A 20,771-nucleotide genomic window follows, 5' to 3' on the forward strand; every position below is an offset into this window, starting at 1 on the left:
GCAATGTTCCGTTTCGACGAAGCGGCAGCCGCAAGGAAATCGACATGCTGACATTCCAGGAAGCGAAAGATCCGAACTACATGGAGCGTCGCACCCGCAGTTTGATGGACTCCCTCGTCAATCGCCAGATCCTCAGCCTCGTCGTCGAAGCGGCCTCGTCCTGCAATCTGCGCTGCACCTTCTGCGACCCCCATTCCGGCCGCGCGCCGAAATTCCGCGAGCAGGCCGGCGTGATGAAGGAAGAGACCTGGCTGAAGGTTCTCGATGATATCAGGGCCTATGTCGCCGCCCGCGGCCAGCTCGCCATGATCCAGTTCCACGGCGGCGGCGAGCCGCTGCTCAACAAGCGCCTGCCAGCGATGATCGAGCAGATCAAGCGCGAAGGCCTCGCGCGCACCACCCGCATCATCACCAACGGCATCCTGCTCGACCGCGCCAAGGCCACCGCGCTGATCGATGCCGGGCTCGACGAGATCCATATCAGCGTCGATACGCTCGACCGCGACAAATACCGAGAGATCAAGGTCGGCGACTATGCGGACCGCGTGAAGGCCAATATGCATGCCGTGATCCCGCTGATCGAAGAGCGGCAGAAGACGCAGATCTTCATCAAATATTTCATGGCCGAGCCGACCAACTCCTACGGCATCAGCGAATCCGACTCCGAGAGCGTTCGCAACGAATTCTCCGACCTGGCACAGAATTCCCGCGTCGTCCATCTCAAGCAGCAGTATCTCGTCGATGTCGGCAAGGGCATGCTCGACGGCAAGGACGGCTTTGTCTCGCCCTGCGAAGTGCCGTTCTACCTGCTCTACATCATGCATAGCGGCAAGGTGTCCGCCTGCTGTTCGGATGTCTTCAACGGCCTCACCGTCGGCCATCTGACCGAAAAGCTGCCGCCCAACAAGATGCATATGGGCGACTCGCTGCTCGGAGTCGTCGATTCCGTCGCGCTCTACGAAATCCGCCGCAAGCACCTCACCGGCGCCTGCGGCGACATCAAGCTCTGCGCCGGCTGCGGCAACCGCACCGCCGTCGACCTCTCCGTGCTGCCGCAGGAGTCGATCGAGACCTTGCACCGGGCGATCGTTCCGCCGCAGACGCTGGTGGCGGCGGAGTAAGGTTTCGGATAGAGCTCCGCCAACAGCTACCCCCCTCTGCCCTGCCGGGCATCTCCCCCTCAAGGGGGGAGATTGGATGGGGCGGCCGCTCGGCCTCTATCACCATCGAGAACTCAGGATAGCTCGCCAATTTGTGGCGATATACACGCCCCTTGCCGATCTCCCCCCTTGAGGGGGAGATTTCCGGCAGGACAGAGGGGGTACTTTTTGGATGACTACCCAGTCAAACCCGCTTCAAAAACCCATCCGGCGAGGCCGTGATCGTGATCTTATGCTCGATCGTGAGATCGATATCGAAATTCAGCTTGCCGCCGTCCTTCGCCGTGCGGCCCTCGCTCTCCAGCCGCTTGCGATATTCCCACACCGCCGTCTTGGGATTGTCGCCCTTGCCCCAGGGCCGGTCGGCGGTGAAACCTTCCGGCAGGTCTTCGACGCCGGTGTCCCAGACCACGCAATAGGACCCCGGGCTCACATAGGGCGCATAGAGTTCGAGTTCCTGCAGCACATGCTCATGCGTGTGGTTGGAATCGAGGAACACCATGACGCGCTCATAGCCCTCGGCGTGCTTCGCGATCTCATCCATGATTTCAGGCGCCACGGACGAACCCTGCAGCAAGTGGATCTTGTGGCGCATCGGATGCGCGTCGATCGCCGAACGGTTATGCGCGCGGATATCGATATCGACGCCGACCACCTTGCGCCTGCTGGCCTTGGGATCGAGCACCGTGCCGCCCTCGACCGCATCGCAATAGTCGAGCAGCGCCAGCATCGAAGCACTGGTGACCAGCGATCCGCCATGGGCGATACCGGTCTCGATGATCAGGTCCGGACGGCAGGACCAGATCAGTTCCTGGATCGCATAGAGGTCTTGCGGCACCTGGATGACCGGCCGGCCGAGCCAGGTGAAATTCTGCGCATAGCCATGCCGGATCGACTCCCGCACCCAGATGTTGGAGAGGCCGATGAAATCGCGGTCCTCACCGATCTTGCGGATATTGTTGGCGACCAGCTGGCGGAAGTGTTCGACGGGATCCAAGTTCTCTCTCCTCTTCTCACTCGACCCAGGCATAGAGCACCGTTTCCATGAACTGCGGCGAGTGGTGCCGCAGCGCGAAACGATAGTCCGGAACGAGCGATTGCAGATAGTGTGATATGACAGGAATGTCGGTCGGGTAGTGATAGACGCAGATGGCGAGCTTCGGCCGATGCCTGCGGATCGTCTCGGCCGCCCCCCTGAGCAGCGGCATTTCCATGCCCTCGACGTCTGCCTTGAGGAAGGTGATGCGACCACCGCCAAGATGATCGTCGAGCCTAGCGATGCGGACTTCCTCCGAGCCGCTGCCAACGGCGAGGCTGGTCATCTGGCCGCTGTGGCTTGCAGCATGCTCGACGCCCGCGGTCTCGCCGAGCGCCGCCGGCACCAGCTCGATCTGGCCTGCTTCGAGTGCCCACTCCGCGACCAGGCGATCGCTGCGCTTCCTGAGCGCCGAAAACTGCCGCGGCCCCGGCTCGAAGGCGATCGCCTTCTGGAAGATGCCGTAATGGGCCCAGATGAAGCGTTCGAGGCTGTCGCCGACATAGGCACCGGCATCGACATAGATTTCCTTCTCGACACCGCAGAACTGCGGAATCGCGAAATACTGGTCTTTCTCGAAGACCGGATGAATGTGACTGCGATCCCCGGTCAGCATCGTCTCCAGCACGGCGCAAAGCACACCGCAGGATCGATCGTCGGCCAGCTGATCATGGAATTCGCGGAAGCTCGCAAAATCGCGCGCGACAAAGAAGGCGTCGGCCGAGACATTGGCGATGCCGGCCGCGCCGAGCCGCTCGGCGACCGGCCGCACCGCATGCCGCGCGGTGATGAAAACGAAGCCCGGGCTATCGGTCTCAATGGCGCTCGCGGCCCTGACTGGCACGCCGCCGATCGTATCGCCCGCCAGCGCCGTATTGCCGTCGTAACAGGCCGAAAGCTTGATCCCCACCTCGGGCAGAGCCGTGACCGCCCATCGGCCGAGAAAGCCCATGCCGTAGAGGGCGGCGTCGGCGGCCCCTGACAGCACGTCAGCCGGAACCCCGGCCATCACGTCATTGGCCAAGTCGGCGAGTCTGTCCAACGCCCCGCTCATCGGCGCCTCTCCTCTGGAATGGCATAGACAACCGCCCCCGTGCCGCACCAACTGTGCAGCCGGAACAGGAAGCGATAGTCGGCGAGCGTCTCCATCAGCCAGAGCGGCGTGCGCCAGATGCCGTCATCATTGTGATAGACGGTTGCGGCGACGATCGGCCGGTCACGGCGCAAAAGTTCCCGTCCGCCCTTCAGCGCCTCGAGCTCTGCGCCCTCGAGATGCAGCTTGAGGAAGGTCGCCGGGGCGAGTGCATCGAGGATCTCGATCCGGACCATATCCTTTCCTGTCGAAGATACCTGCGACGCGTAGCCGAGGCCGGAATGAAACCGGGCCTCGCCCGGAGCGCTGCCCAGCGCGCAGTCGAAAATGGCGATCCTGTTGTCGCCGGACATGGTCGTATCCGCGACGGCTCTCAGCTTCTCGCGGTTGGCCGCATCGGGTTCCACCGCAATGATGCGGCGAAAATTGCCATTCCTCCGCTCGGAGAAAGCCTCGATCACGCTGCCATGATGGGCGCCGGCATCGATGAAGACCTCGTCCTGACCGAGCGCGGCCATCACCTCGGGAATGAAGAAGCGATCGTCGCCCGTCACCGGCGCGCCCTCGAATGTCCATTCCTGCCTCAACCGCCGCCAAGCCAGGAACTGGAGATGATGCGCGCGGGACATATCGTCGGCGAAACCGTCGAGTGCACGCTGTGTCATCCGCACGTCGAGTTCGCTGAAGGCGCCGGCAAACCAGCCGTTGGACAGCGGATGCACATCGCGAAAACCCTCGGCAAAATCATAGAAGGGCACGACATGCTGGAACCCTTCTTCGCGCAACGCTTCCTCGACCGGCGCATACGCGGCCGTCGCGACCGTCACCAGCACGACATGGCTGCGCTTGATGTCGTCAGGCACCGCGTCGGGCGACAGAACCTTGTGCCCCCACCAATAGGGATCGTTGCGCAACCCCGCAGCCTTGCGGTCGATGACGAGATCGAAAGGCCGGCCGACCGCATCGAGGAATTCCCGCGCCATGCGGCCGAGATTGCCGGCGCCATAGAGTGCGATCGGAGCCTCGGTCCTGATGGGAGCGAATTCCACCTTCGTCGCCGCGATCTCGCCGAGAAGCTCTCGCGCCATGGCCGGATGGGGCACGCCCGGAAAGTGCCGGGCGGTCACGCGCCCTGCATCCATCTCGGCCAATGTCCGACGCTCTGCCATCGATCTCCGACTCTTGCGCTTTTGCGGTCCTTGAATATTCACCCCACGCTTGCCTGTGGCTAATCTCATAGCGATTCGGCCAGTGGAAAGAATGCCATGAAACGGAAGATCCTGCTCACCGGAGCCTCCGGCTTCGTCGGCCGGCAGATCGCACGCAGCCTCGTCGATGCGGGCCATCACCCGCGCCTCGTCCTGCGCCCCGGGAGCTTCGAGCGGACGCGATTGGATCAAGGCGCCGCCGATATCGTCGAGACAGCGGATCTCTTCGGCGAAAGCGTCGATTGGTGGGTCGAAGCGCTCGACAGCGTCGACACCGTCATCCACGCCGCCTGGTATGTCGAGCCCGGCAAATATCTCGACTCACCTGAAAATATGCGCTGCGTCGAAGGCAGCCTGCGGCTCGCGGAAGCAGCGGCGCGCACGGGCGTAAGGCAGTTCATCGGCATCGGCACCTGCTTCGAATATCGCCTGCCGAACGACCATATCACCGCAGATGCCGAGGTCGGACCGGTGACGCTCTATGCGGCGGCCAAGCTCTCGCTGTTCCACATGCTGGAAAAGCGCTTCGCCGGCACGTCCACCACGCTCACATGGCCGCGTCTGTTCTATCTGTTCGGCGAGGGCGAGCATCCGGCACGGCTCTTCCCCATGCTCCACCGCAAGCTCGCGGCGGGCGAGGCAGTCCAGCTCACGTCGGGGGACAAGCTGCGCGATTTTCTCGACGTTGCCGAGGCCGGTGCGATGATCGCTGTTCTGGCAGAGACCGGCCAATCCGGCGTGGTCAATATCTGCTCCGGCAAGGCGGTGACGATCCGGGAAATCGCCGAAGAGATAGCCGACCGCCATGGCCGCCGCGACCTCATCACATTCGGCACCGCCACGGTGCATCCGCGCGATCCGGTGACCGTGGTCGGCGTGCCGAATGTGAAGAGATGAACGGATGAAAAAACCCGCCGGATCGCTCCGGCGGGTTTTCGACTGGAAGTCTTGAAAATCTCAGGCGAAGGCGGGCTTCACACCGCGATAGCCATCGACCGACCAGGCACCGGCACCGACCACGGCGAGACCGAGGAAACCGCCGGCGATGGTGAGGTTCTTCATCATCATCAGGAAGTTGAACATCGACAGGAGACCATTTGCGGCGGCCGGGAAATCCGGAATGTTGATCGCGCCGCTATGGAACACAAGCGCGGTGAACGCCGAGAAGAGCGCCAGCAGGATCGCGGCGATCTTGGTCTGGAAGCCGACGAGCACGGCCACGCCAGCCACGACTTCGAAGATGCCGGCGACATAGGTGAGGAAGGTCGCGGCCGGGATGCCGGCCTGGGTGATCATGCCGGCGGTGGACGCCGGGTCGCCGAACTTGCCGAGACCGGCAAGGACGAACATGAAGGAGAGAAGGATGCGGGCGAGAAGCAGAAGTGCGTTGTTCATGGAAGTGACTCCGTTCGAATTTCGTTGGAGCCTTTCAACCACTTTCTCGTTGTTTACGATAGCCAGCAAACACTGCACATTTCGTGCACTATTGTTGAACGATGCCCCTCCTGAAATGTGGCGAAATTTCGGCAAACCGTCCTTGTCGACCCCGTTTCGCGCACCTATGTTCCCGGCAACATAATCCGCCCCTTCATGAGGAACCGCACATGGCCGATCTCTCCGCCTACCAGATTTCGCAACGCTGGCCCGCCAAGGATCCCAATGTGATCCAGCTCTATTCGCTGCCGACACCGAACGGCATCAAGGTCTCCGCCATGCTGGAAGAGACCGGCCTGCCCTACGAGCCGCATCTCGTCGACTTCGGCAAGAACGACCAGCTCAGCGCGGAATTCATCTCGCTCAATCCCAACAACAAGATCCCGGCGATCATCGACCCCAACGGCCCCGACGGCAGGCCGCTGCCGCTCTTCGAAAGCGGCGCCATCCTGTTCTATCTCGCCGAGAAGTCCGGCAAGTTCATCCCCCAGGATGCCGCCGGCCGCTATGAAACCCTGCAATGGGTGATGTTCCAGATGGGTGGGATCGGCCCAATGTTCGGCCAGGTCGGCTTCTTCGTAAAATTCGCCGGCAAGGACATCGAAGATCCGCGTCCGCGCCAGCGCTATCTCGACGAATCCAAGCGGTTGCTCGGTGTCGTCGAAAACCGGCTCGACGGCCGCCCCTACATGATGGGCGACGACTACACGATCGCCGATATCGCGCTGTGGCCCTGGTTGCGCACCATCAACGGCTTCTACGGCGCCGGCGAACTGGTCGGCATCCGGGACTTCCCGCGGGTGCTGGATTATGTGAAGCGCTGCGAGGAGCGGCCGGCGAGCCAGAAGGCGGTGAATATTCCTGCTCGGGGGTAACATATGCTCCCTCGGTGGCCCGAAGGGCCGGATGAGGGGGTGCGCGAAGCGCCAAAAGGTGTGCGTAAGAAGACCCCTTCATCGCCTCGCTTGCGCTCGGCACTTCTCCCCGCTGGGGAGAAGAGGTTTACCGGGGCATCGTCCCAGACGCGGAGATCTACAGCAAGAATCGGGTTAGCTACCGCACCCCGCCAACCACCTCCTGCAAAATCGCATTAAGCTCCTTCGGCCGCTCAATCGGCACATAATGCCCGCAGCGCCCGATCACATGGAGCCTGCCGTCCCGCGCAAGCCCTGCCTGCCGCGCGGAGGATTCCGGTCCCGGCGCCACATCCTCGGCGCCTGTCACGAACACGACCGGCCCCTCGAAAGCCGCAAGTGTCGCCTCCAGATCCGGCCGCGTGTGGAACACCGTGACCCCACGCGCGATATCCTCGGCAGAATGCCCGAGCGCGAGTTCCCGCCCCGCCGATCGTGCCGCGCCGTTGCCATCAGAAAACAGCGGGTGCCAGAAGGCCTCCCAAGCCGCCGCGACGCCGCCCTCCGCCAGTATGCGCAGGGCCCGGGCGTGAAGCTCTGGATTGGGCCGGTGCCGGGCATTGGTGCCGATCAGCACCAAAGCCGCGACACGATGCGGCGCCATCCTCGCGACCTCGAGAGCGCAGGAACCTCCGACGGAATTTCCGACCACGACGATCCGGCGCTCCCGCACCGGTTCAAGCGCAGCGGCAGCCCAGTCTGTGAGGTTCTCTCCTTGCCCATAGAGCGTGGGCGCATAGGTCGCCTCAGGCAACAGGTCGGCCTGTGCCGACCACATGGTCCCATTCAGCGGCAAGGCATGAAGAAATAGCAAGGCGAGGTCGGCCGGGGTGCCATCCGTCATCTCGCAGCTCCTGCGATCCGCTCAATGCCCGATCGTCGTCTCTATCGGCATCCTCGGGAAGATGAAGACGCCATGCATGCGTCCATCGTTTTCCTCACCAAAGCCGGTCGAATGGCCGACGCAGAGGATAGGCTGGCCCTCGGCGGGGCCGGCGATGATATGGGTCGAGAAGCAGAAGGAGGATGCCGAGGAGGAAGCGCTTTCGAGCAGTTCGAGTATCCGCACCCGATCGGCCTCCTCGTAGCAGCGCAGAAGCGTCAGCAGACCGCATTCCGGCCCGGAAATGCCGTGCAATTGCTCACTGAGCTTTCCAAGTTGAAAAAGTCCGTTGGAAAGATCTCCGCTCCATTCGTCCGTTGCACAGTATTTTTCGAGAACGGTACTGTCGAATGCGCCGTCAATTCCCACGGAGGGAAGGTTCGATGCCGGCTGCCTTGTCTTCGAAATCCTGAACACCGCTGCCTTTGCCTCTCTGGCGGCTCGTTCCACCGCTAATATTTGCACAATACATGCCACGATTGGAAAGTCTATCCAGCTTCCACCGGATCACTTCAGATCAACCTTGACCTTCGTCCAAATCTGGCGGGCATCTAAGCATAGCCCCGCAGCACAACGGCGAAAACGTGATAATTCGTCAGCTTTTTCAGGCGTTATGCGATTGAACGTCAGTCTTTTCGACCGTTCCCCTTAGAATCGCAGGCATTGTTATAGGTGAAATCTCTCCTTCGGCAATAGAGAATGCCTGCCTTGCAGGCTGCGCTCAAAAAAGGTCCGTTTCGTGTCGGACCGACGGCAAAAACTGGACGCATGTAAAAAGGGGCGCCCCGAAGGACGCCCCCAATTTCTGCAATGGGCAGACATCTGTAATAGGCCTGCGGCCTATTACATCATGTCCATGCCGCCCATGCCGCCCATGCCGCCAGGCATGCCAGCCGGAGCGTCCTTCTTCGGCAGTTCGGCAATCATCGCCTCGGTGGTGATGAGCAGCGAAGCGACCGAAGCGGCGTTCTGGAGAGCCGTACGGACGACCTTGACCGGGTCGACGATACCCATGGCGATCATGTCGCCATATTCGCCGGTCTGGGCGTTGTAGCCGTAGGTGTCTTCGTTCTTGTCGAGGATCTTGCCGACCACGATCGAAGCTTCGTCACCAGCATTGTCTGCGATCTGGCGAACCAGCGACTGCAGCGCGCGGCGGATGATGTTGATGCCGGCTTCCTGGTCGTCGTTCTCACCCTTGGAGGTGATCTTGGTCGAGGAGCGGAGAAGAGCGACGCCACCACCGGCAACGATGCCTTCCTGGACGGCAGCGCGGGTCGCGTTGAGCGCGTCGTCGATGCGGTCCTTCTTTTCCTTGACTTCGACTTCGGTCGAACCGCCGACGCGGATCACGGCAACGCCGCCAGCGAGCTTGGCAAGACGTTCCTGCAGCTTCTCGCGGTCGTAGTCAGACGTGGTTTCTTCGATCTGAGCCTTGATCTGCGAAACGCGGCCTTCGATGTCGCCCTTCGAGCCAGCACCGTCGACGATCGTGGTGTTTTCCTTGGAGATCGACACCTTCTTGGCGCGGCCCAGCATGTCGAGGGTCACGTTTTCGAGCTTGATGCCGATGTCTTCGGAGATCACGGTGCCGCCGGTCAGGATGGCGATGTCTTCGAGCATGGCCTTGCGGCGGTCGCCGAAGCCCGGAGCCTTGACGGCAGCGATCTTGAGGCCGCCGCGGAGCTTGTTGACGACGAGCGTAGCAAGCGCTTCGCCTTCGACGTCTTCAGCGATGATGAGCAGCGGACGCGAGGTCTGCACGACAGCTTCGAGCACCGGCAGCATGGCCTGGAGGTTCGAGAGCTTCTTCTCGTGGAGCAGAACGTAGACGTCGTCGAGGTCGGCGATCATCTTTTCGGCGTTGGTCACGAAGTAAGGGCTGAGGTAGCCGCGGTCGAACTGCATGCCTTCGACGACTTCGAGTTCGGTCTCGGCGGTCTTGGCTTCTTCAACCGTGATGACGCCTTCATTGCCGACCTTCTGCATGGCTTCGGCGATATCAGCACCGACCTGCTTGTCGCCGTTTGCGGAGATCGTGCCGACCTGTGCGACTTCTTCCGAGGTCGAGATCTTCTTGGCCTTGGCGGCGAGGTCCTTGACGACTTCGCTGACGGCCATGTCGATGCCGCGCTTGAGGTCCATGGGGTTCATGCCGGCAGCAACGGCCTTGTTGCCTTCGCGAACGATGGCCTGGGCCAGGACGGTTGCGGTCGTGGTGCCGTCGCCGGCGATGTCGTTGGTCTTCGAAGCAACTTCGCGGACCATCTGGGCGCCCATGTTTTCGAACTTGTCGTCAAGTTCGATTTCCTTGGCGACCGAAACGCCGTCCTTGGTGATGCGCGGCGCGCCGAAGGACTTGTCGATGATGACGTTGCGACCCTTGGGGCCGAGGGTGACCTTCACCGCGTCAGCGAGGATGTCGACGCCGCGCAGCATCTTTTCGCGTGCGGTGCGGCCAAACTTGATTTCTTTTGCAGCCATTTTGGAAAACTCCCGGGCTCAGTGCCCATTGGTTGTCTTGGAATAGGTGAAAGTTCCGGCCAATCAGCCGATAACGCCCATGATGTCGCTTTCCTTCATGATCAGAAGGTCTTCGCCATTGAGCTTGACTTCGGTGCCCGACCACTTGCCGAACAGGACGCGATCACCAGCCTTGACGTCGAGAGCGACGAGAGCGCCCTTGTCGTCACGGGTGCCGGTGCCGACGGCGATGACTTCGCCTTCCTGCGGCTTTTCCTTGGCGGTGTCGGGGATGATGATGCCGCCCTTTGTCTTTTCTTCGGATTCCACACGGCGCACGACGACGCGGTCATGGAGGGGACGGAAATTGGTGGTTGCCATCGTCTGTTTCCTCGATCAAATGACATTGCCGGGACTTGATGAATGGGCCCGGATGAATAACTGATGTTAGCACTCATCTCCTCTGAGTGCTAACGGCGCTGATCTAGGCTCGCCCATTTCGCGAGTCAAGGATTGCGATCGGAAAAATTTTGCCGGGAATGGTGAATCGCGAAAACGCTGCCGTCAACAGCCGCGCTCTGCGGTGCGGTTGGCCTCCACGCCATCCGCCGTCCATTGATAGAGCACGTCAGGCTCCTGCTCCTCGTTCCTCAGCCCGTCGGTTTCCTCAAGCGCGATGAATCCGTTGCGTTCGTAGAAGCTGCGCGCCGCCGCGTTGCGCTGGAACGTCCAGAGCGTGAGCTCAGTATTGGCCTTCTTCGCGACCTCGAGAAGCGCCTTGCCGATGCCGTCCCCCTGCCGTCCCGGCAGGACGTAAAGCTGGTCCACCCAGCTCGGCTGGAGCGCGATCACACCGACCAGGTCGGGAGCGAAGGCGCCCCAGATCTCGCATGCCGGAAAGAGATGCTCCTTCACGAACTGCCGGTCCTGCTCGGGCGTGTATCGTCCGACAAGCCATGGCAGGCTGTCGTCGAAGGACGCGCGCAGCACATGGGCCACGGCGTCGGCCTCTCCCGGCTCAACTTTGCGAATATCGAATGATGCCATCTCTCTCATCGATCCAGGCGGTCCCGCCCCAGTGTTCCGGATGCGCATGTCGGTGATGCAAATCGGGATAATGCGGATGCTTGTGCCGCATCGGCGCGTGCCGATGCAAGTGCGAATGCGGCTCCGTCACCCACCGTCGCAAGCGTGACGTGACGCATGCCATGCAGACATGGCGCGCCTATAGCAGACTAAATCGCCGCCGCACACCGCCGTTGACACGCTCGCGGTCATTTGACACAAATCAGGATATGGAGTGTGCGAATACTCCACGAGGCGCCAAGCTGCAGTTTCGCATCCCGATCTCAAATTCTGGAGCAAAGCCGTGGCAAATTTTGGCGCCATTTCCGCCGACAAGCTGTCGAAGCTCGTCGGCACCCCGCAATCCCCCGTTCTGATCGATGTTCGCGACGACGAGGATTTCGCGGCCCATCCCTTCATCATCCCCTCCTCGGTCCGGCTCGATTTCAACGATGTCGCGCACTGGGCCGGCAGCTATGCCGACGCATCCGTCGTCGTGACCTGCAAGCGTGGCAAGAAGCTCTCCGAAGGCGTCGCCGCCTTCCTCCGGCTCGCCGGCGCAACAGCCGAAATCCTCGAGGGCGGCAGCGAGGCCTGGATCGCCGCCGGCCTGCCGATGGTGCCGGTGGAGAAAATCCCCGGCAATACGGCGCGTGGCGGCACGCTCTGGGTCACCCGCTCGCGGCCGAAGATCGACCGTATCGCCTGCCCCTGGCTGATCCGCCGCTTCGTCGATCCCGCCGCGCGCTTCCTTTTCGTCAGCGCGGCCGAGGTGCCTGCGGTGGCTGAGAAATTCGGCGCCACGCCCTTCGACATCGAGGGCGTCTTCTGGAGCCACCGCGGCGAGACCTGCACCTTCGACACGATGATCGAAGAGTTCCGCCTCGATTTCCCTGCGCTCAAGCGCCTCGCCGATGTCGTCCGCGCCGCCGATACCGACCGGCTCGACCTCGCGCCGCAGGCAGCTGGCCTGCTCGCCGTCTCGCTCGGCCTCTCGCGCATGCATGTCAGCGACCTCGCCCAACTCGAAGACGGCATGCTGGTCTATGACGCCTTCTATCGCTGGGCGCGCGACGCGACCGAGGAGCGCCACACCTGGGAAGCTCACGCGCCGAAGAGGGCCAAGCCATGACCGCCGCGGATGCGACGTCGGTTGAGGCCGGCCCTGCCCCGCTCCCGACCTTCGCCGAGGCGACCCGCGTCTGGGCCAGGATCGGCCTGCTCTCCTTCGGCGGGCCAGCGGGCCAGATCGCGCTGATGCACAAGGAACTGGTCGACGAACGCCGTTGGGTGTCGGAGGGCCGGTTCCTGCATGCGCTCAATTTCTGCATGCTGCTGCCGGGCCCCGAGGCCCAGCAGCTCGCGACCTATATCGGCTGGCTCATGCATGGCTGGAAGGGCGGCGTGGTGGCGGGCGTGCTTTTCGTGCTTCCGGGCTTCTTCGTCATGCTGGGGCTCTCGACGGCCTATGCGCTCTGGGGCCAGACCGACTGGCTGGCCAGCCTGTTCTTCGGCCTCAAGGCCGCGGTGCTCGCCATCGTCATCGAGGCGGTGATCCGCATTGGCCGGCGGGCGCTCAAGACCAATGCCATGCGCGCCATCGCCGTGCTGGCCTTCCTCGTCCTCTTCCTGCTCAAGGCGCCCTTCCCGCTCGTCATCCTCGTCGCCGGCGTCGCCGGCTATGTGCTGCATCGCCTGGGCTCGCGCGTGCCGGGCATGGCCCATGGCAGTGCCGCCAGGGAGGAAGAGGATCGTCTCGGCGCCGGCAACCGCGCCACGCCAGGCAAGGCGGTCGGCGCCGTGCTCGTCTGGGGCGCGCTCTGGGCCCTGCCCTTCCTGATCATCTGGCTCGCAGGCAATCCCGGCGCCTATCTGGACATCGGCACCTTCTTCTCCAAGATGGCGGTCGTCACCTTCGGCGGCGCCTATGCCGTGCTCGCCTATGTCGCCCAGCAGGCTGTCGACCACTATCACTGGCTCCAACCCGGCGAAATGCTCGACGGCCTCGCGCTGGCCGAGACAACGCCCGGCCCGCTCGTGCTGGTTCTGACCTTCACCGGCTTCATGGCCGCCCACCGCGCACCGGGCGACCTCTCGCCGCTGATGGGCGGCGTGCTGGGCGCCACGCTGACCACCTGGGTCACCTTCGTGCCCTGCTTCCTCTGGATCTTTCTGGGCGCACCCTGGGTGGAGCGCCTGCGCGAGAACAAGGCGATCGCGAGCGCGCTGACAGCCATCTCGGCCGCCGTGACCGGTGTCATCCTCAACCTCGCGATCTGGTTCGCGAATCATGTATTCTTTGCCAAAGTCGGCGAGGTCGCCGCCGGGCCTTTCGTCCTCGCCTGGCCGGAATGGTCGACGCTCAGCCCTGCCGCGCTGGTGCTGGCGCTTCTCTCCGCTGCAATGCTACTGAGGTTCAAGGCCGGAATATTCCTGACCCTCGGCGTCTGCGGGGCGCTCGGCATGGCGGTGAAGGCTGCGGGCTTAGCTTGAGCGCGACGCTTCGGCCCGGTCTTCGGCAGCATTCATTTCGCGAGCCTTGCTGAACAACTCGTCGCGAGTTGCCGTGCCGATGCCGCTCCTTAAGCCGGCATCGACGAATGATTGCATTGCGGCGAATTTTTCAAGGCGCTGGGTTTCCCGCCCTTCCAGCTCTTCCTCACGTTCCTGCATCAATGACTCCGTTCATATTCTCACGTAGTCGATCTCCATGAAGTCGGAAACCTCGACCAGCCAACGGTCGCGCACGAAGGCGACATGCAGCGGGTGGACGTTATAGCCGTCATAGGCCGCCTGGTCGTCGAACTCCATCGAGAAGCCGAAGCTGTAGTTGTTCTTCGGGCTCACCTGCCTGAGTTGCTCGAAGGCGTTGACCCCCGGAATTTCGGTCAGCACCAGCGCATCCTTGAGGAATTTCTTCTCCTCGGCCGAACCCTTGGCATGCTTGAGATTGAAGACGACGGTGTGACGGATCATGCTGGGCTCCCCTGTTCGTACGTGCCAGGAATACGTGAAGCCAGCCGGATGCAAAAGCCCCGAGACGTCAATGAGGCCCGTTCCCGAGAGAAAATCAGACCGATCGAATGCACGGGCTTTTGCCTTATTTTTCTATGGCTTGACTTCGATTTTCCCCGCCCCCTCCAGCCATGCGATAATCACCCCGTCCCGCATCGGCTACAGCGCATGGCGATGCGTCGAGGCGGGGCCGGTGTTGCTGGTGTGGGGAGACGACGCAAAGCTCCATGCCCGGGCCCGTGCAGAAAATGGTCCTCCTCAGGCCTGAAAAAGGGCCTGGCGTGCCTGTGAGGCATAGGAGGCATCGGATGCCAGGCGGGAGGTGATGGTCCCGCAAGCCCCGCCGCGGCTCTGCCGTCGGCAATCCAGCGATGGATGGCGGGTCTCACATCGCGGGCGTGGAGGCTGAACAAGCGTCCCCGTTCCCAAGGCATCCGATGACGCAGAGGGACCGGAGTTGCACGGGAAAAACCACCGAACGGGGCACGGAAGCGTGTCTTAACGACCGGTCCACGCCGGTCACTAACTGTGGCACGATTTCGTGCCCCGGCCGATCCTTCATGCGAAAGCAAGGGGATCGGGAGAGTAACATGATCAAACCACGGGGCGGAAAGGCTCGCGTGAATGCGGAGGTGTGTTTTGAATCTTGGGAAGCAACAATTTCACCCCTCACCAACTTCGGCCAAGGCTTCGCTTTGCTCACCCGGCCTTCGTATCCTCTCCCACAAGGGGAGAGGTAGATCCGCCTCACTGCGTCACCAGAACTCGACGTTGCAGCAAGGCGACACGGTGCGGCCAGTCTACCTCTCCCCTTGTGGGAGAGGATACGAAGGCCGGGTGAACGTAGTGAGCCCTTGGCCGAAGCTGGTGAGGGGTGGAATGGAACCCATCCGCACCGGCATAGGCCGAACGGTGGGAATCAATACCAGTCAACCCACCCATCCCCTATTGCCTTCCCCGACCCGCAAACGCTATTCGCTATTCGCGCCCGCAATCGCAGCGCCAGAAATCCGAACCGGAGCATCCCATGCCTGAACGCATCCAGTCCCTGAAGGACATTACGCCGCATTACGACGTGATCCTCTGCGATGTCTGGGGCGTGCTGCATAATGGCGTGTCGCCCTTCTCCGATGCCGCCGCTGCACTCATCGAAGCGCGCGACAAGGGTGTGAGCGTGGTGTTGATCACCAATTCGCCCCGCCCCAATGACAGCGTCGCGATCCAGCTCGACGGCATCGGCGTGCCACGCGAAGCCTGGGACCGGATCGTCACGTCAGGCGACGTGACCCGTGCCCTGATCCGCCAGGGACCTCCGAATGTCTTCCTGCTTGGCCCCGATCGCGACCTTCCCCTGCTCGAGGGTACCGAGGCCTTCCCAGTGAAGGAACGGGACGCGGATATCATCGTCTGCACCGGCTTCTTCGACGACGAGACCGAGACGCCCGAGGACTACCGCGATCTGCTGACGCGCTTTGCCGACCGCAACATTCCCATGATCTGCGCCAATCCGGATCTGATCGTCGAGCGCGGCGAGCGGCTGATCCCGTGCGCCGGCGCCGTGGCGGCGTTTTACGAAACGCTCGGCGGCGAGACCCGCATCGCCGGCAAGCCGCATCGGCCGATCTACGAGGAGGCCCTGCGGCAGGCCACGGAATTGCGCGAGATGATCGACCCGGCGCGTATCGTCGCGATCGGCGACGGCATGCCGACCGATGTCCGCGGCGCGCTCAGCGAAGGCCTCGACCTGCTCTACATCTCCGCCGGCATCCACGCCCGCGAATATATGACCGGCGACGTCACCGACCAGCGCGCGCTCGATGATTTCCTCGCGAGCCACCAGGCGGAGCCGCGCTGGTGGATGCCGCGTCTTGCGTGAGGACCTCTCCATGACAGTTTTTCATCGCAACGAAAAGCGTGGCGAACTGCCGGCCTCCCTACGGGGAGGAGTCATCGCCATTGGTAATTTCGACGGTGTGCATCGCGGCCATCAGGCCGTGCTCGGCCGCGCGCTGGAGATCGCCGCCGACCAGCGCATCCCCTCGCTCGTGCTCACTTTCGAGCCGCATCCGCGCACCGTCTTCCGGCCCGACCAGCCGGTCTTCCGGCTCACCCCCGCGCCGCTCAAGGCCAAGCTCCTGGAAGCGCTCGGCTTCAATGCGGTGCTGGAATATCCCTTCGACCGCGATTTCGCGACCCGCTCGCCTGACGAATTCATCCATTCGATTATCCTCGACTGGATCGGCGCTCGCCATGTCGTGACCGGCTTCGATTTCCATTTCGGCAAGGACCGCGAGGGGGGGCCGGCCTATCTGCTCGCCGCCGGCGGCCGCTATGGCTTCGGCGCACACCTGCTCGACGCCTTCCGTGACGAGGGCGCCCACGTCGTGTCCTCGAGCCGCATCCGTGACCTGGTTGCCGAGGGCGATGTCGCCCAGGCCGCCGGTCTGCTCGGCTATCGCTACACGGTTGAAGCCGAGGTGATCCACGGCAAGAAGCTCGGCCGCACGCTCGGCTTTCCGACCGCCAATATGGCGCTGCCCCCGGAAGTCCGACTCAAGCCCGGCATCTATGCCGTCCGCTTCCGTGCTGCCGATGGCGTCCTGCATGATGGCGTCGCCAGCTTCGGCTATCGCCCGACTGTCGATAATGACGGCGCGCCACTGCTCGAAACCGTGCTTTTCGACTATGCCGGCGACCTCTACGGCCAGACCTGTTCCGTCACCTTCTTCGGCTTCCTGCGGCCCGAACTCAAGTTCGAAGGTCTTGATCCGCTGGTCGCGCAGATGAACATGGATGCGGCCGAGGCCAGGGCTTTGCTCGCAGGAGTCCAGTCCCTCGGCCCGCTCGACCGGATTGTCGCTTTCAAGCAATAGCTTCGCTCAAGATAAGCCACGTAGAAACCTCGCTCATGGGCAGACGGAAGCGGACGGGCAACATCCCGCCCGGGCACGTCCGGATCGAGGGGCCGCCATCCCCTCCGGACGCGCCGCGCATGTCTGCCCAAACCCATTCTGGAGCTGAAACCCATGGCAGGTCTGAGCCTCATCATCCCGGTCGAAGCGCATGAGGCGCGGCCCGAAACGCTGATCAAGGCGCTCGCTGCCAAGCCTGGCATCGATCTCGAAATCCTTATCGTCCCGGCCTCGGCGGAGGTCGCTGCCCGCGAGGAGCTGGCATCGCTCACTGAGCTCGACAAGCGCGTGCGGATCGTCGTGCCCTCGACGCCCATCGCCTCGGCCGTCTCGCTATGGGCCGCCGGCATCGAAGCTGCGAAAGCCCCGTGGATTTCCGTCGTCCGTCCCGACGACATTTTCGAACCCGAAGCACTCGCCGTCGCCGAATTCGTCAAGGGCAAGCTCGGCACGGTCGATTCGATCGGCTGGAACGCACTGCAGATCAATCCGGGCGCCGAGCCGGGCAAGAGCTCATCCGTTGCGATCCCGACCAAGCACGACATCGTCGAGCTCAACAAGACCGACATGCTCAAGTCGTTCTACCTCTGGGAAGGCTCGGCCAATGTGCCCAAGATGCCCTTCGGCATCTACCATGCCATCATTTCCCGCGAGCTGGCTGAAACCGTTCTCGGCTCGATCCGCGTCGCCGGCCGGGAACATGCGTTGCCGCAATGGGAATGGGCCGCACGCACAGTCCTCATGGGCGAGAAATTCGCCTTCTGCTCGCGCCCGCTTTCCGTCATCAACGCCAAACCTTACGAGACGCCGGCCAAGCCGCTTGTCCGCGCCGATTTCCCCTTCCATGCCGGCATCGGCTTGACCGCAGGCATCGCCGAAATCCAGTTCTCCGCCTTTGCCGAAATGGGTGCGCTGTGGACCGGCAGCCAGGAAAACTTCATCCGCGCCATGATCATCGACTGCATGTTCGAGACCGAGCCGCAGGCCTTCAACGACAAGTGCAACGCCTATTACCGGGCGCTGACGCTATGGGACGGCGGCGCGCATGCCGCGATCTTCCGCCCGCAATTCGCCGGCGAACGTCCGCTCGACAAACGCCGCGGCCTGCATGGCAACCTGCTGATGATCGACCGCCACATTGCCGGTGCCCGCAACGCCCAGGAATTCTACGGCATCATCCGGAATTTCCTGGTGCCGGTCGGGATCATCTGCGGCGCTCAGGCGGTCTGATCAGCCCCAGCTTGGATCGTCTGGGAAGGCTGAGCGGAAATGCGACAGCGTCCCCTTCGATAGCTTGCCGGTGTCGGTCACGGCATCCGGCATCTCACCCGGCAGAAACTGCGTCGCTTCGAACCATTGGCGCGGCATCGAACCGGTGATGCGGCGGAAGTCGTGGGACAGTTTCGGCTCCTTCATCAAGCCGGACCAGAGATCGACGAACTGCCTTGCCGAGCGGCTGGCCGTGAAGGCCCGAGCCGCAGTTTCGCGGGCATTGGCCCCGACTTCCGCCACGCGATCGGAATCAGCGAGCAGCATTTCGAGGATCTCGGTGCATTCGGCGATCGAGCTTGCGATAAAGCCGGTCTGGCCCTGCTGGACAATCGCGCATTCCGCCGGATTGGCGAGCACGACCGGCACGAGGCCGAGCGACATTGCCTCGACCAAGGCGTTCTCCGCGGTGCCGTAATGATCGGGCTGGAGAGGGTAGAAAAAGATGCGGGATTGGGAGAGAGCGGTCCGCGGGTCCGGGGTCTGGCCCATAAGGCGGATGCGATCGGGGTGGCGCATGGCGGAAGCTCTGGCCGCGACGTCGCCGTTCGGCTCGAAGCCACCCCAGATGGCGGCCGTCTCATTGCCCGACAGGGCGTCGATCACGTCGAAGAAGCCGGGGTGCATCTTCACGAAGTCGACAGTGCCGAGGTAGCAGATGGGATCGACAAGGGACGATAGCTCGGTTTCGTCTTCGAATCCAAAGGCGCTTCCGATCACAGCCAGCTTTTCTCGTCGTACCTGAGGCAGCGCCTGAACAGCCGCAATCTCAAGTGAAGCCGGGGAAGTGAAGGCAAAGCGATCGGCCTCTTCCAGAAATCCCGGCTGGATCACCGGCCGGAACAACCCCGAAACATGCGACCAGAACACCGCCCGCATCGCTGGAAAATTCGTCCGTGCCAGGCATTCGAACAGCTTCGGATGATTCCAGAACTCAATCTGGACGATATCGGCTTCCACCGCGCGTGCCGCCACATCGTCAAGGCTCACGGCAATATCGACGGGGCGTCCCAATGCCGCAATCTCATCGGCGTAACGCCTGTCCCTGGGCGCCTCGAGCAACAGGAAACTCTGCCTTGCGGGAAAGGGCATGGCCGCGGTCAGGGCAGCGTGGGCCTTGCCGACCCCGCCGCCGAGATGGGCGGTCACATGCAGGACATGCATTACTCGGCAGCGACCTGCGGCATGCGCTTGAGGCCACCCGGCGCCGGGACATTCGGGTTGATCCGCACCTTGGCGCGGAACTTTTCCAAGAGCATGTCGCGATGGTCGTCGATGCTGTCAGGCAGGCAGTGGGTGAGCTGGCCGCAGGAGCCGCACACCTTGTTCTCGCAGCGGCGGCCTTCCAGATGCTGGAGGCGCAGCGCATTCATCTTGTCGGAATTCCAGATCTGTTTGAGCGTCTCTTCGCGGACGTCGCCGATGATCAGCTTGCGGCCCCAGTCGAGGAAACAGGACGAGACGAGGCCGTCGGCATTCACGCTCATGGCGTAGAAGATGTACGGGCAGGTATCGGTGGGCTTCAGTTCCTGCTGGTAGATACCCTTCTCGCCGATCTTGATGCCCGAGCGTTCCTCGACATTGAATTCCGGCCAGCACGGCGCAAAATTCTCGATGAAGATGCGGTCGCAATAATCGCCGAACGTATCGAAGAATTTCTGCCGCTCGTCCTCGGTGATGAGCTCACCGGGGATCTTGATCGTCACTTCCATATTGCCCTTGTTGGCATCGAGCCACTTCACGCCTTCGACGAATTTTTCGAAGTTGAAGTTGAAGCCGGTGAAGCGCTGGTAGGTCTCCTTGGTCATGCCGTCGACGGAGATGTTGATCTTGTCGAGGCCGGCCTCGATGACCGGGCCGAGGCGTTCCGGTGTCAGGAAGGTGCCGTTGGTGGTCGTATCGATGTAATCGACATGGCCGCTCTGCTTGGCATATTTGATCATGTCGGCGAGGCGCTTGTTGAGGAAGGGCTCGCCATCCTTGTACATGCGCAGGACCTTGATCGGCTTGCCGAATTCGGCCAGATCGTCGATCGCCTTGGTGAAGACCTCGTATTTCATCGCGCCATTGAAGCGGCCGGTATCCTTGATGAGCTCGCGATGGCCGGTGGGGCAGAAGGTGCAGGTGAAATTGCACGAACTCGCCGGATCCATGAAAACGATGAAGGGGGTGGCCAGCGGAATGACGGTTTCGAGCGGCGTGCGGCCTTCGAGGTTGATTCTCGGCTTCAATGCGGCTTTCATCGATCTCGATCTCCGGTCGCGATCCGGCTCAAAATCCGAATCGTCCATGGTTCGGGAGCCTAGTCCCGTTATGGTT

At 62.5% G+C, this 20,771-nt stretch carries 21 protein-coding genes and 1 pseudogene; 8 read left to right on the plus strand and 14 right to left on the minus strand.

Annotated features, from left to right (window positions below):
• The first annotated feature begins 44 nt into the window (after positions 1-44).
• A complete protein-coding gene (locus AC2YI2_RS01910; RefSeq protein ID WP_487384725.1) occupies positions 45-1,121 on the plus strand; it encodes a radical SAM protein in 1,077 nt (358 codons plus the stop codon).
• Between the two features lie 223 nt (positions 1,122-1,344).
• On the opposite strand, the gene AC2YI2_RS01915 is transcribed toward AC2YI2_RS01910, so the two are convergent.
• From AC2YI2_RS01915 to AC2YI2_RS01925, 3 genes are read right to left on the minus strand one after another with little or no spacing between them, the layout of a single operon-like run.
• Positions 1,345-2,157 (minus strand): cephalosporin hydroxylase family protein, encoded by an 813-nt coding sequence (locus tag AC2YI2_RS01915; RefSeq protein WP_487384726.1) that lies wholly within the window; start codon positions 2,155-2,157, stop codon positions 1,345-1,347.
• A gap of 16 nt (positions 2,158-2,173) precedes the next feature.
• Entirely contained in the window at positions 2,174-3,250 is a 1,077-nt protein-coding gene (locus AC2YI2_RS01920) for an FkbM family methyltransferase (protein ID WP_487384727.1), read from the minus strand.
• Complete coding sequence (locus tag AC2YI2_RS01925; protein WP_487384728.1) at positions 3,247-4,458, minus strand: FkbM family methyltransferase; 1,212 nt, start codon at positions 4,456-4,458, stop codon at positions 3,247-3,249. Before AC2YI2_RS01925 ends, AC2YI2_RS01920 begins: the two co-directional genes overlap by 4 nt.
• Before the next feature lie 96 nt (positions 4,459-4,554).
• On the opposite strand from AC2YI2_RS01925, the gene AC2YI2_RS01930 reads away from it, so the two are divergent.
• Entirely contained in the window at positions 4,555-5,394 is an 840-nt protein-coding gene (locus AC2YI2_RS01930; protein ID WP_487384729.1) for an NAD-dependent epimerase/dehydratase family protein, read from the plus strand.
• A gap of 60 nt (positions 5,395-5,454) precedes the next feature.
• On the opposite strand, the gene AC2YI2_RS01935 is transcribed toward AC2YI2_RS01930, so the two are convergent.
• Entirely contained in the window at positions 5,455-5,892 is a 438-nt protein-coding gene (locus AC2YI2_RS01935; protein ID WP_487384730.1) for a DoxX family protein, read from the minus strand.
• Between the two features lie 209 nt (positions 5,893-6,101).
• On the opposite strand from AC2YI2_RS01935, the gene AC2YI2_RS01940 reads away from it, so the two are divergent.
• Positions 6,102-6,806, plus strand: a complete 705-nt coding sequence (locus AC2YI2_RS01940; RefSeq protein ID WP_487384731.1) for a glutathione S-transferase C-terminal domain-containing protein — start codon at positions 6,102-6,104, stop codon at positions 6,804-6,806.
• Positions 6,807-6,984: 178 nt separating this feature from the next.
• Here AC2YI2_RS01940 and AC2YI2_RS01945 read toward each other — a convergent pair whose 3' ends face one another.
• The 6 genes and pseudogenes from AC2YI2_RS01945 to AC2YI2_RS01970 all read right to left on the minus strand — a co-directional run.
• Positions 6,985-7,689 carry an alpha/beta fold hydrolase gene (locus AC2YI2_RS01945; RefSeq protein ID WP_487384732.1) on the minus strand — a complete coding sequence of 235 codons (705 nt, stop codon included), beginning with the start codon at positions 7,687-7,689 and terminating at the stop codon, positions 6,985-6,987.
• Between the two features lie 21 nt (positions 7,690-7,710).
• Positions 7,711-7,983, minus strand: coding sequence for a hypothetical protein (locus tag AC2YI2_RS01950; protein ID WP_487384733.1), 273 nt, complete (start codon positions 7,981-7,983; stop codon positions 7,711-7,713).
• A 588-nt stretch (positions 7,984-8,571) separates the two neighbouring features.
• On the minus strand, positions 8,572-10,212 hold the full coding sequence (gene groL, locus AC2YI2_RS01955; RefSeq protein WP_487384734.1) for a chaperonin GroEL: 1,641 nt from the start codon (positions 10,210-10,212) through the stop codon (positions 8,572-8,574).
• Positions 10,213-10,275: 63 nt separating this feature from the next.
• Complete coding sequence (gene groES / locus AC2YI2_RS01960) at positions 10,276-10,572, minus strand: co-chaperone GroES (protein WP_487384735.1); 297 nt, start codon at positions 10,570-10,572, stop codon at positions 10,276-10,278.
• A 183-nt stretch (positions 10,573-10,755) separates the two neighbouring features.
• Positions 10,756-11,238, minus strand: coding sequence for a GNAT family N-acetyltransferase (locus AC2YI2_RS01965; protein ID WP_487384736.1), 483 nt, complete (start codon positions 11,236-11,238; stop codon positions 10,756-10,758).
• A 40-nt stretch (positions 11,239-11,278) separates the two neighbouring features.
• Positions 11,279-11,368, minus strand: a pseudogene (locus AC2YI2_RS01970) (EamA family transporter); the annotation flags it as partial.
• Between the two features lie 192 nt (positions 11,369-11,560).
• Here AC2YI2_RS01970 and AC2YI2_RS01975 point away from each other — a divergent pair.
• On the plus strand, positions 11,561-12,388 hold the full coding sequence (locus AC2YI2_RS01975) for a chromate resistance protein ChrB domain-containing protein (protein ID WP_487384737.1): 828 nt from the start codon (positions 11,561-11,563) through the stop codon (positions 12,386-12,388).
• On the plus strand, positions 12,385-13,749 hold the full coding sequence (gene chrA, locus AC2YI2_RS01980) for a chromate efflux transporter (protein WP_487384738.1): 1,365 nt from the start codon (positions 12,385-12,387) through the stop codon (positions 13,747-13,749). The genes AC2YI2_RS01975 and chrA overlap by 4 nt, the downstream gene beginning before the upstream one ends.
• Here the strand turns inward: chrA and AC2YI2_RS01985 are convergent.
• Together AC2YI2_RS01985 and AC2YI2_RS01990 are read right to left on the minus strand one after the other, a co-directional pair.
• On the minus strand, positions 13,741-13,929 hold the full coding sequence (locus AC2YI2_RS01985) for a hypothetical protein (RefSeq protein WP_487384739.1): 189 nt from the start codon (positions 13,927-13,929) through the stop codon (positions 13,741-13,743). The two genes, chrA and AC2YI2_RS01985, sit on opposite strands and share 9 nt — an antisense overlap.
• Before the next feature lie 12 nt (positions 13,930-13,941).
• Entirely contained in the window at positions 13,942-14,232 is a 291-nt protein-coding gene (locus AC2YI2_RS01990) for a Dabb family protein (RefSeq protein ID WP_487384740.1), read from the minus strand.
• Between the two features lie 1,066 nt (positions 14,233-15,298).
• On the opposite strand from AC2YI2_RS01990, the gene AC2YI2_RS01995 reads away from it, so the two are divergent.
• The 3 genes from AC2YI2_RS01995 to AC2YI2_RS02005 all read left to right on the plus strand — a co-directional run bounded on the left by AC2YI2_RS01995 (position 15,299) and on the right by AC2YI2_RS02005 (position 18,413).
• Positions 15,299-16,147, plus strand: a complete 849-nt coding sequence (locus tag AC2YI2_RS01995; RefSeq protein WP_487384741.1) for a TIGR01459 family HAD-type hydrolase — start codon at positions 15,299-15,301, stop codon at positions 16,145-16,147.
• Between the two features lie 10 nt (positions 16,148-16,157).
• Positions 16,158-17,144: a bifunctional riboflavin kinase/FAD synthetase gene (locus tag AC2YI2_RS02000; RefSeq protein WP_487384742.1), complete on the plus strand. Its 987-nt coding sequence runs from the start codon at positions 16,158-16,160 to the stop codon at positions 17,142-17,144.
• A gap of 153 nt (positions 17,145-17,297) precedes the next feature.
• On the plus strand, positions 17,298-18,413 hold the full coding sequence (locus AC2YI2_RS02005; RefSeq protein WP_487384743.1) for a hypothetical protein: 1,116 nt from the start codon (positions 17,298-17,300) through the stop codon (positions 18,411-18,413).
• Here the strand turns inward: AC2YI2_RS02005 and AC2YI2_RS02010 are convergent, their stop codons facing one another.
• Positions 18,414-19,616, minus strand: a complete 1,203-nt coding sequence (locus tag AC2YI2_RS02010) for a glycosyltransferase (protein WP_487384744.1) — start codon at positions 19,614-19,616, stop codon at positions 18,414-18,416.
• Positions 19,616-20,695 (minus strand): radical SAM/SPASM domain-containing protein, encoded by a 1,080-nt coding sequence (locus tag AC2YI2_RS02015; protein WP_487384745.1) that lies wholly within the window; start codon positions 20,693-20,695, stop codon positions 19,616-19,618. The genes AC2YI2_RS02010 and AC2YI2_RS02015 overlap by 1 nt, the downstream gene beginning before the upstream one ends.
• Positions 20,696-20,771: the final 76 nt, after the last annotated feature.

Source organism: Rhizobium sp. SRI_017, assembly GCF_057586295.1.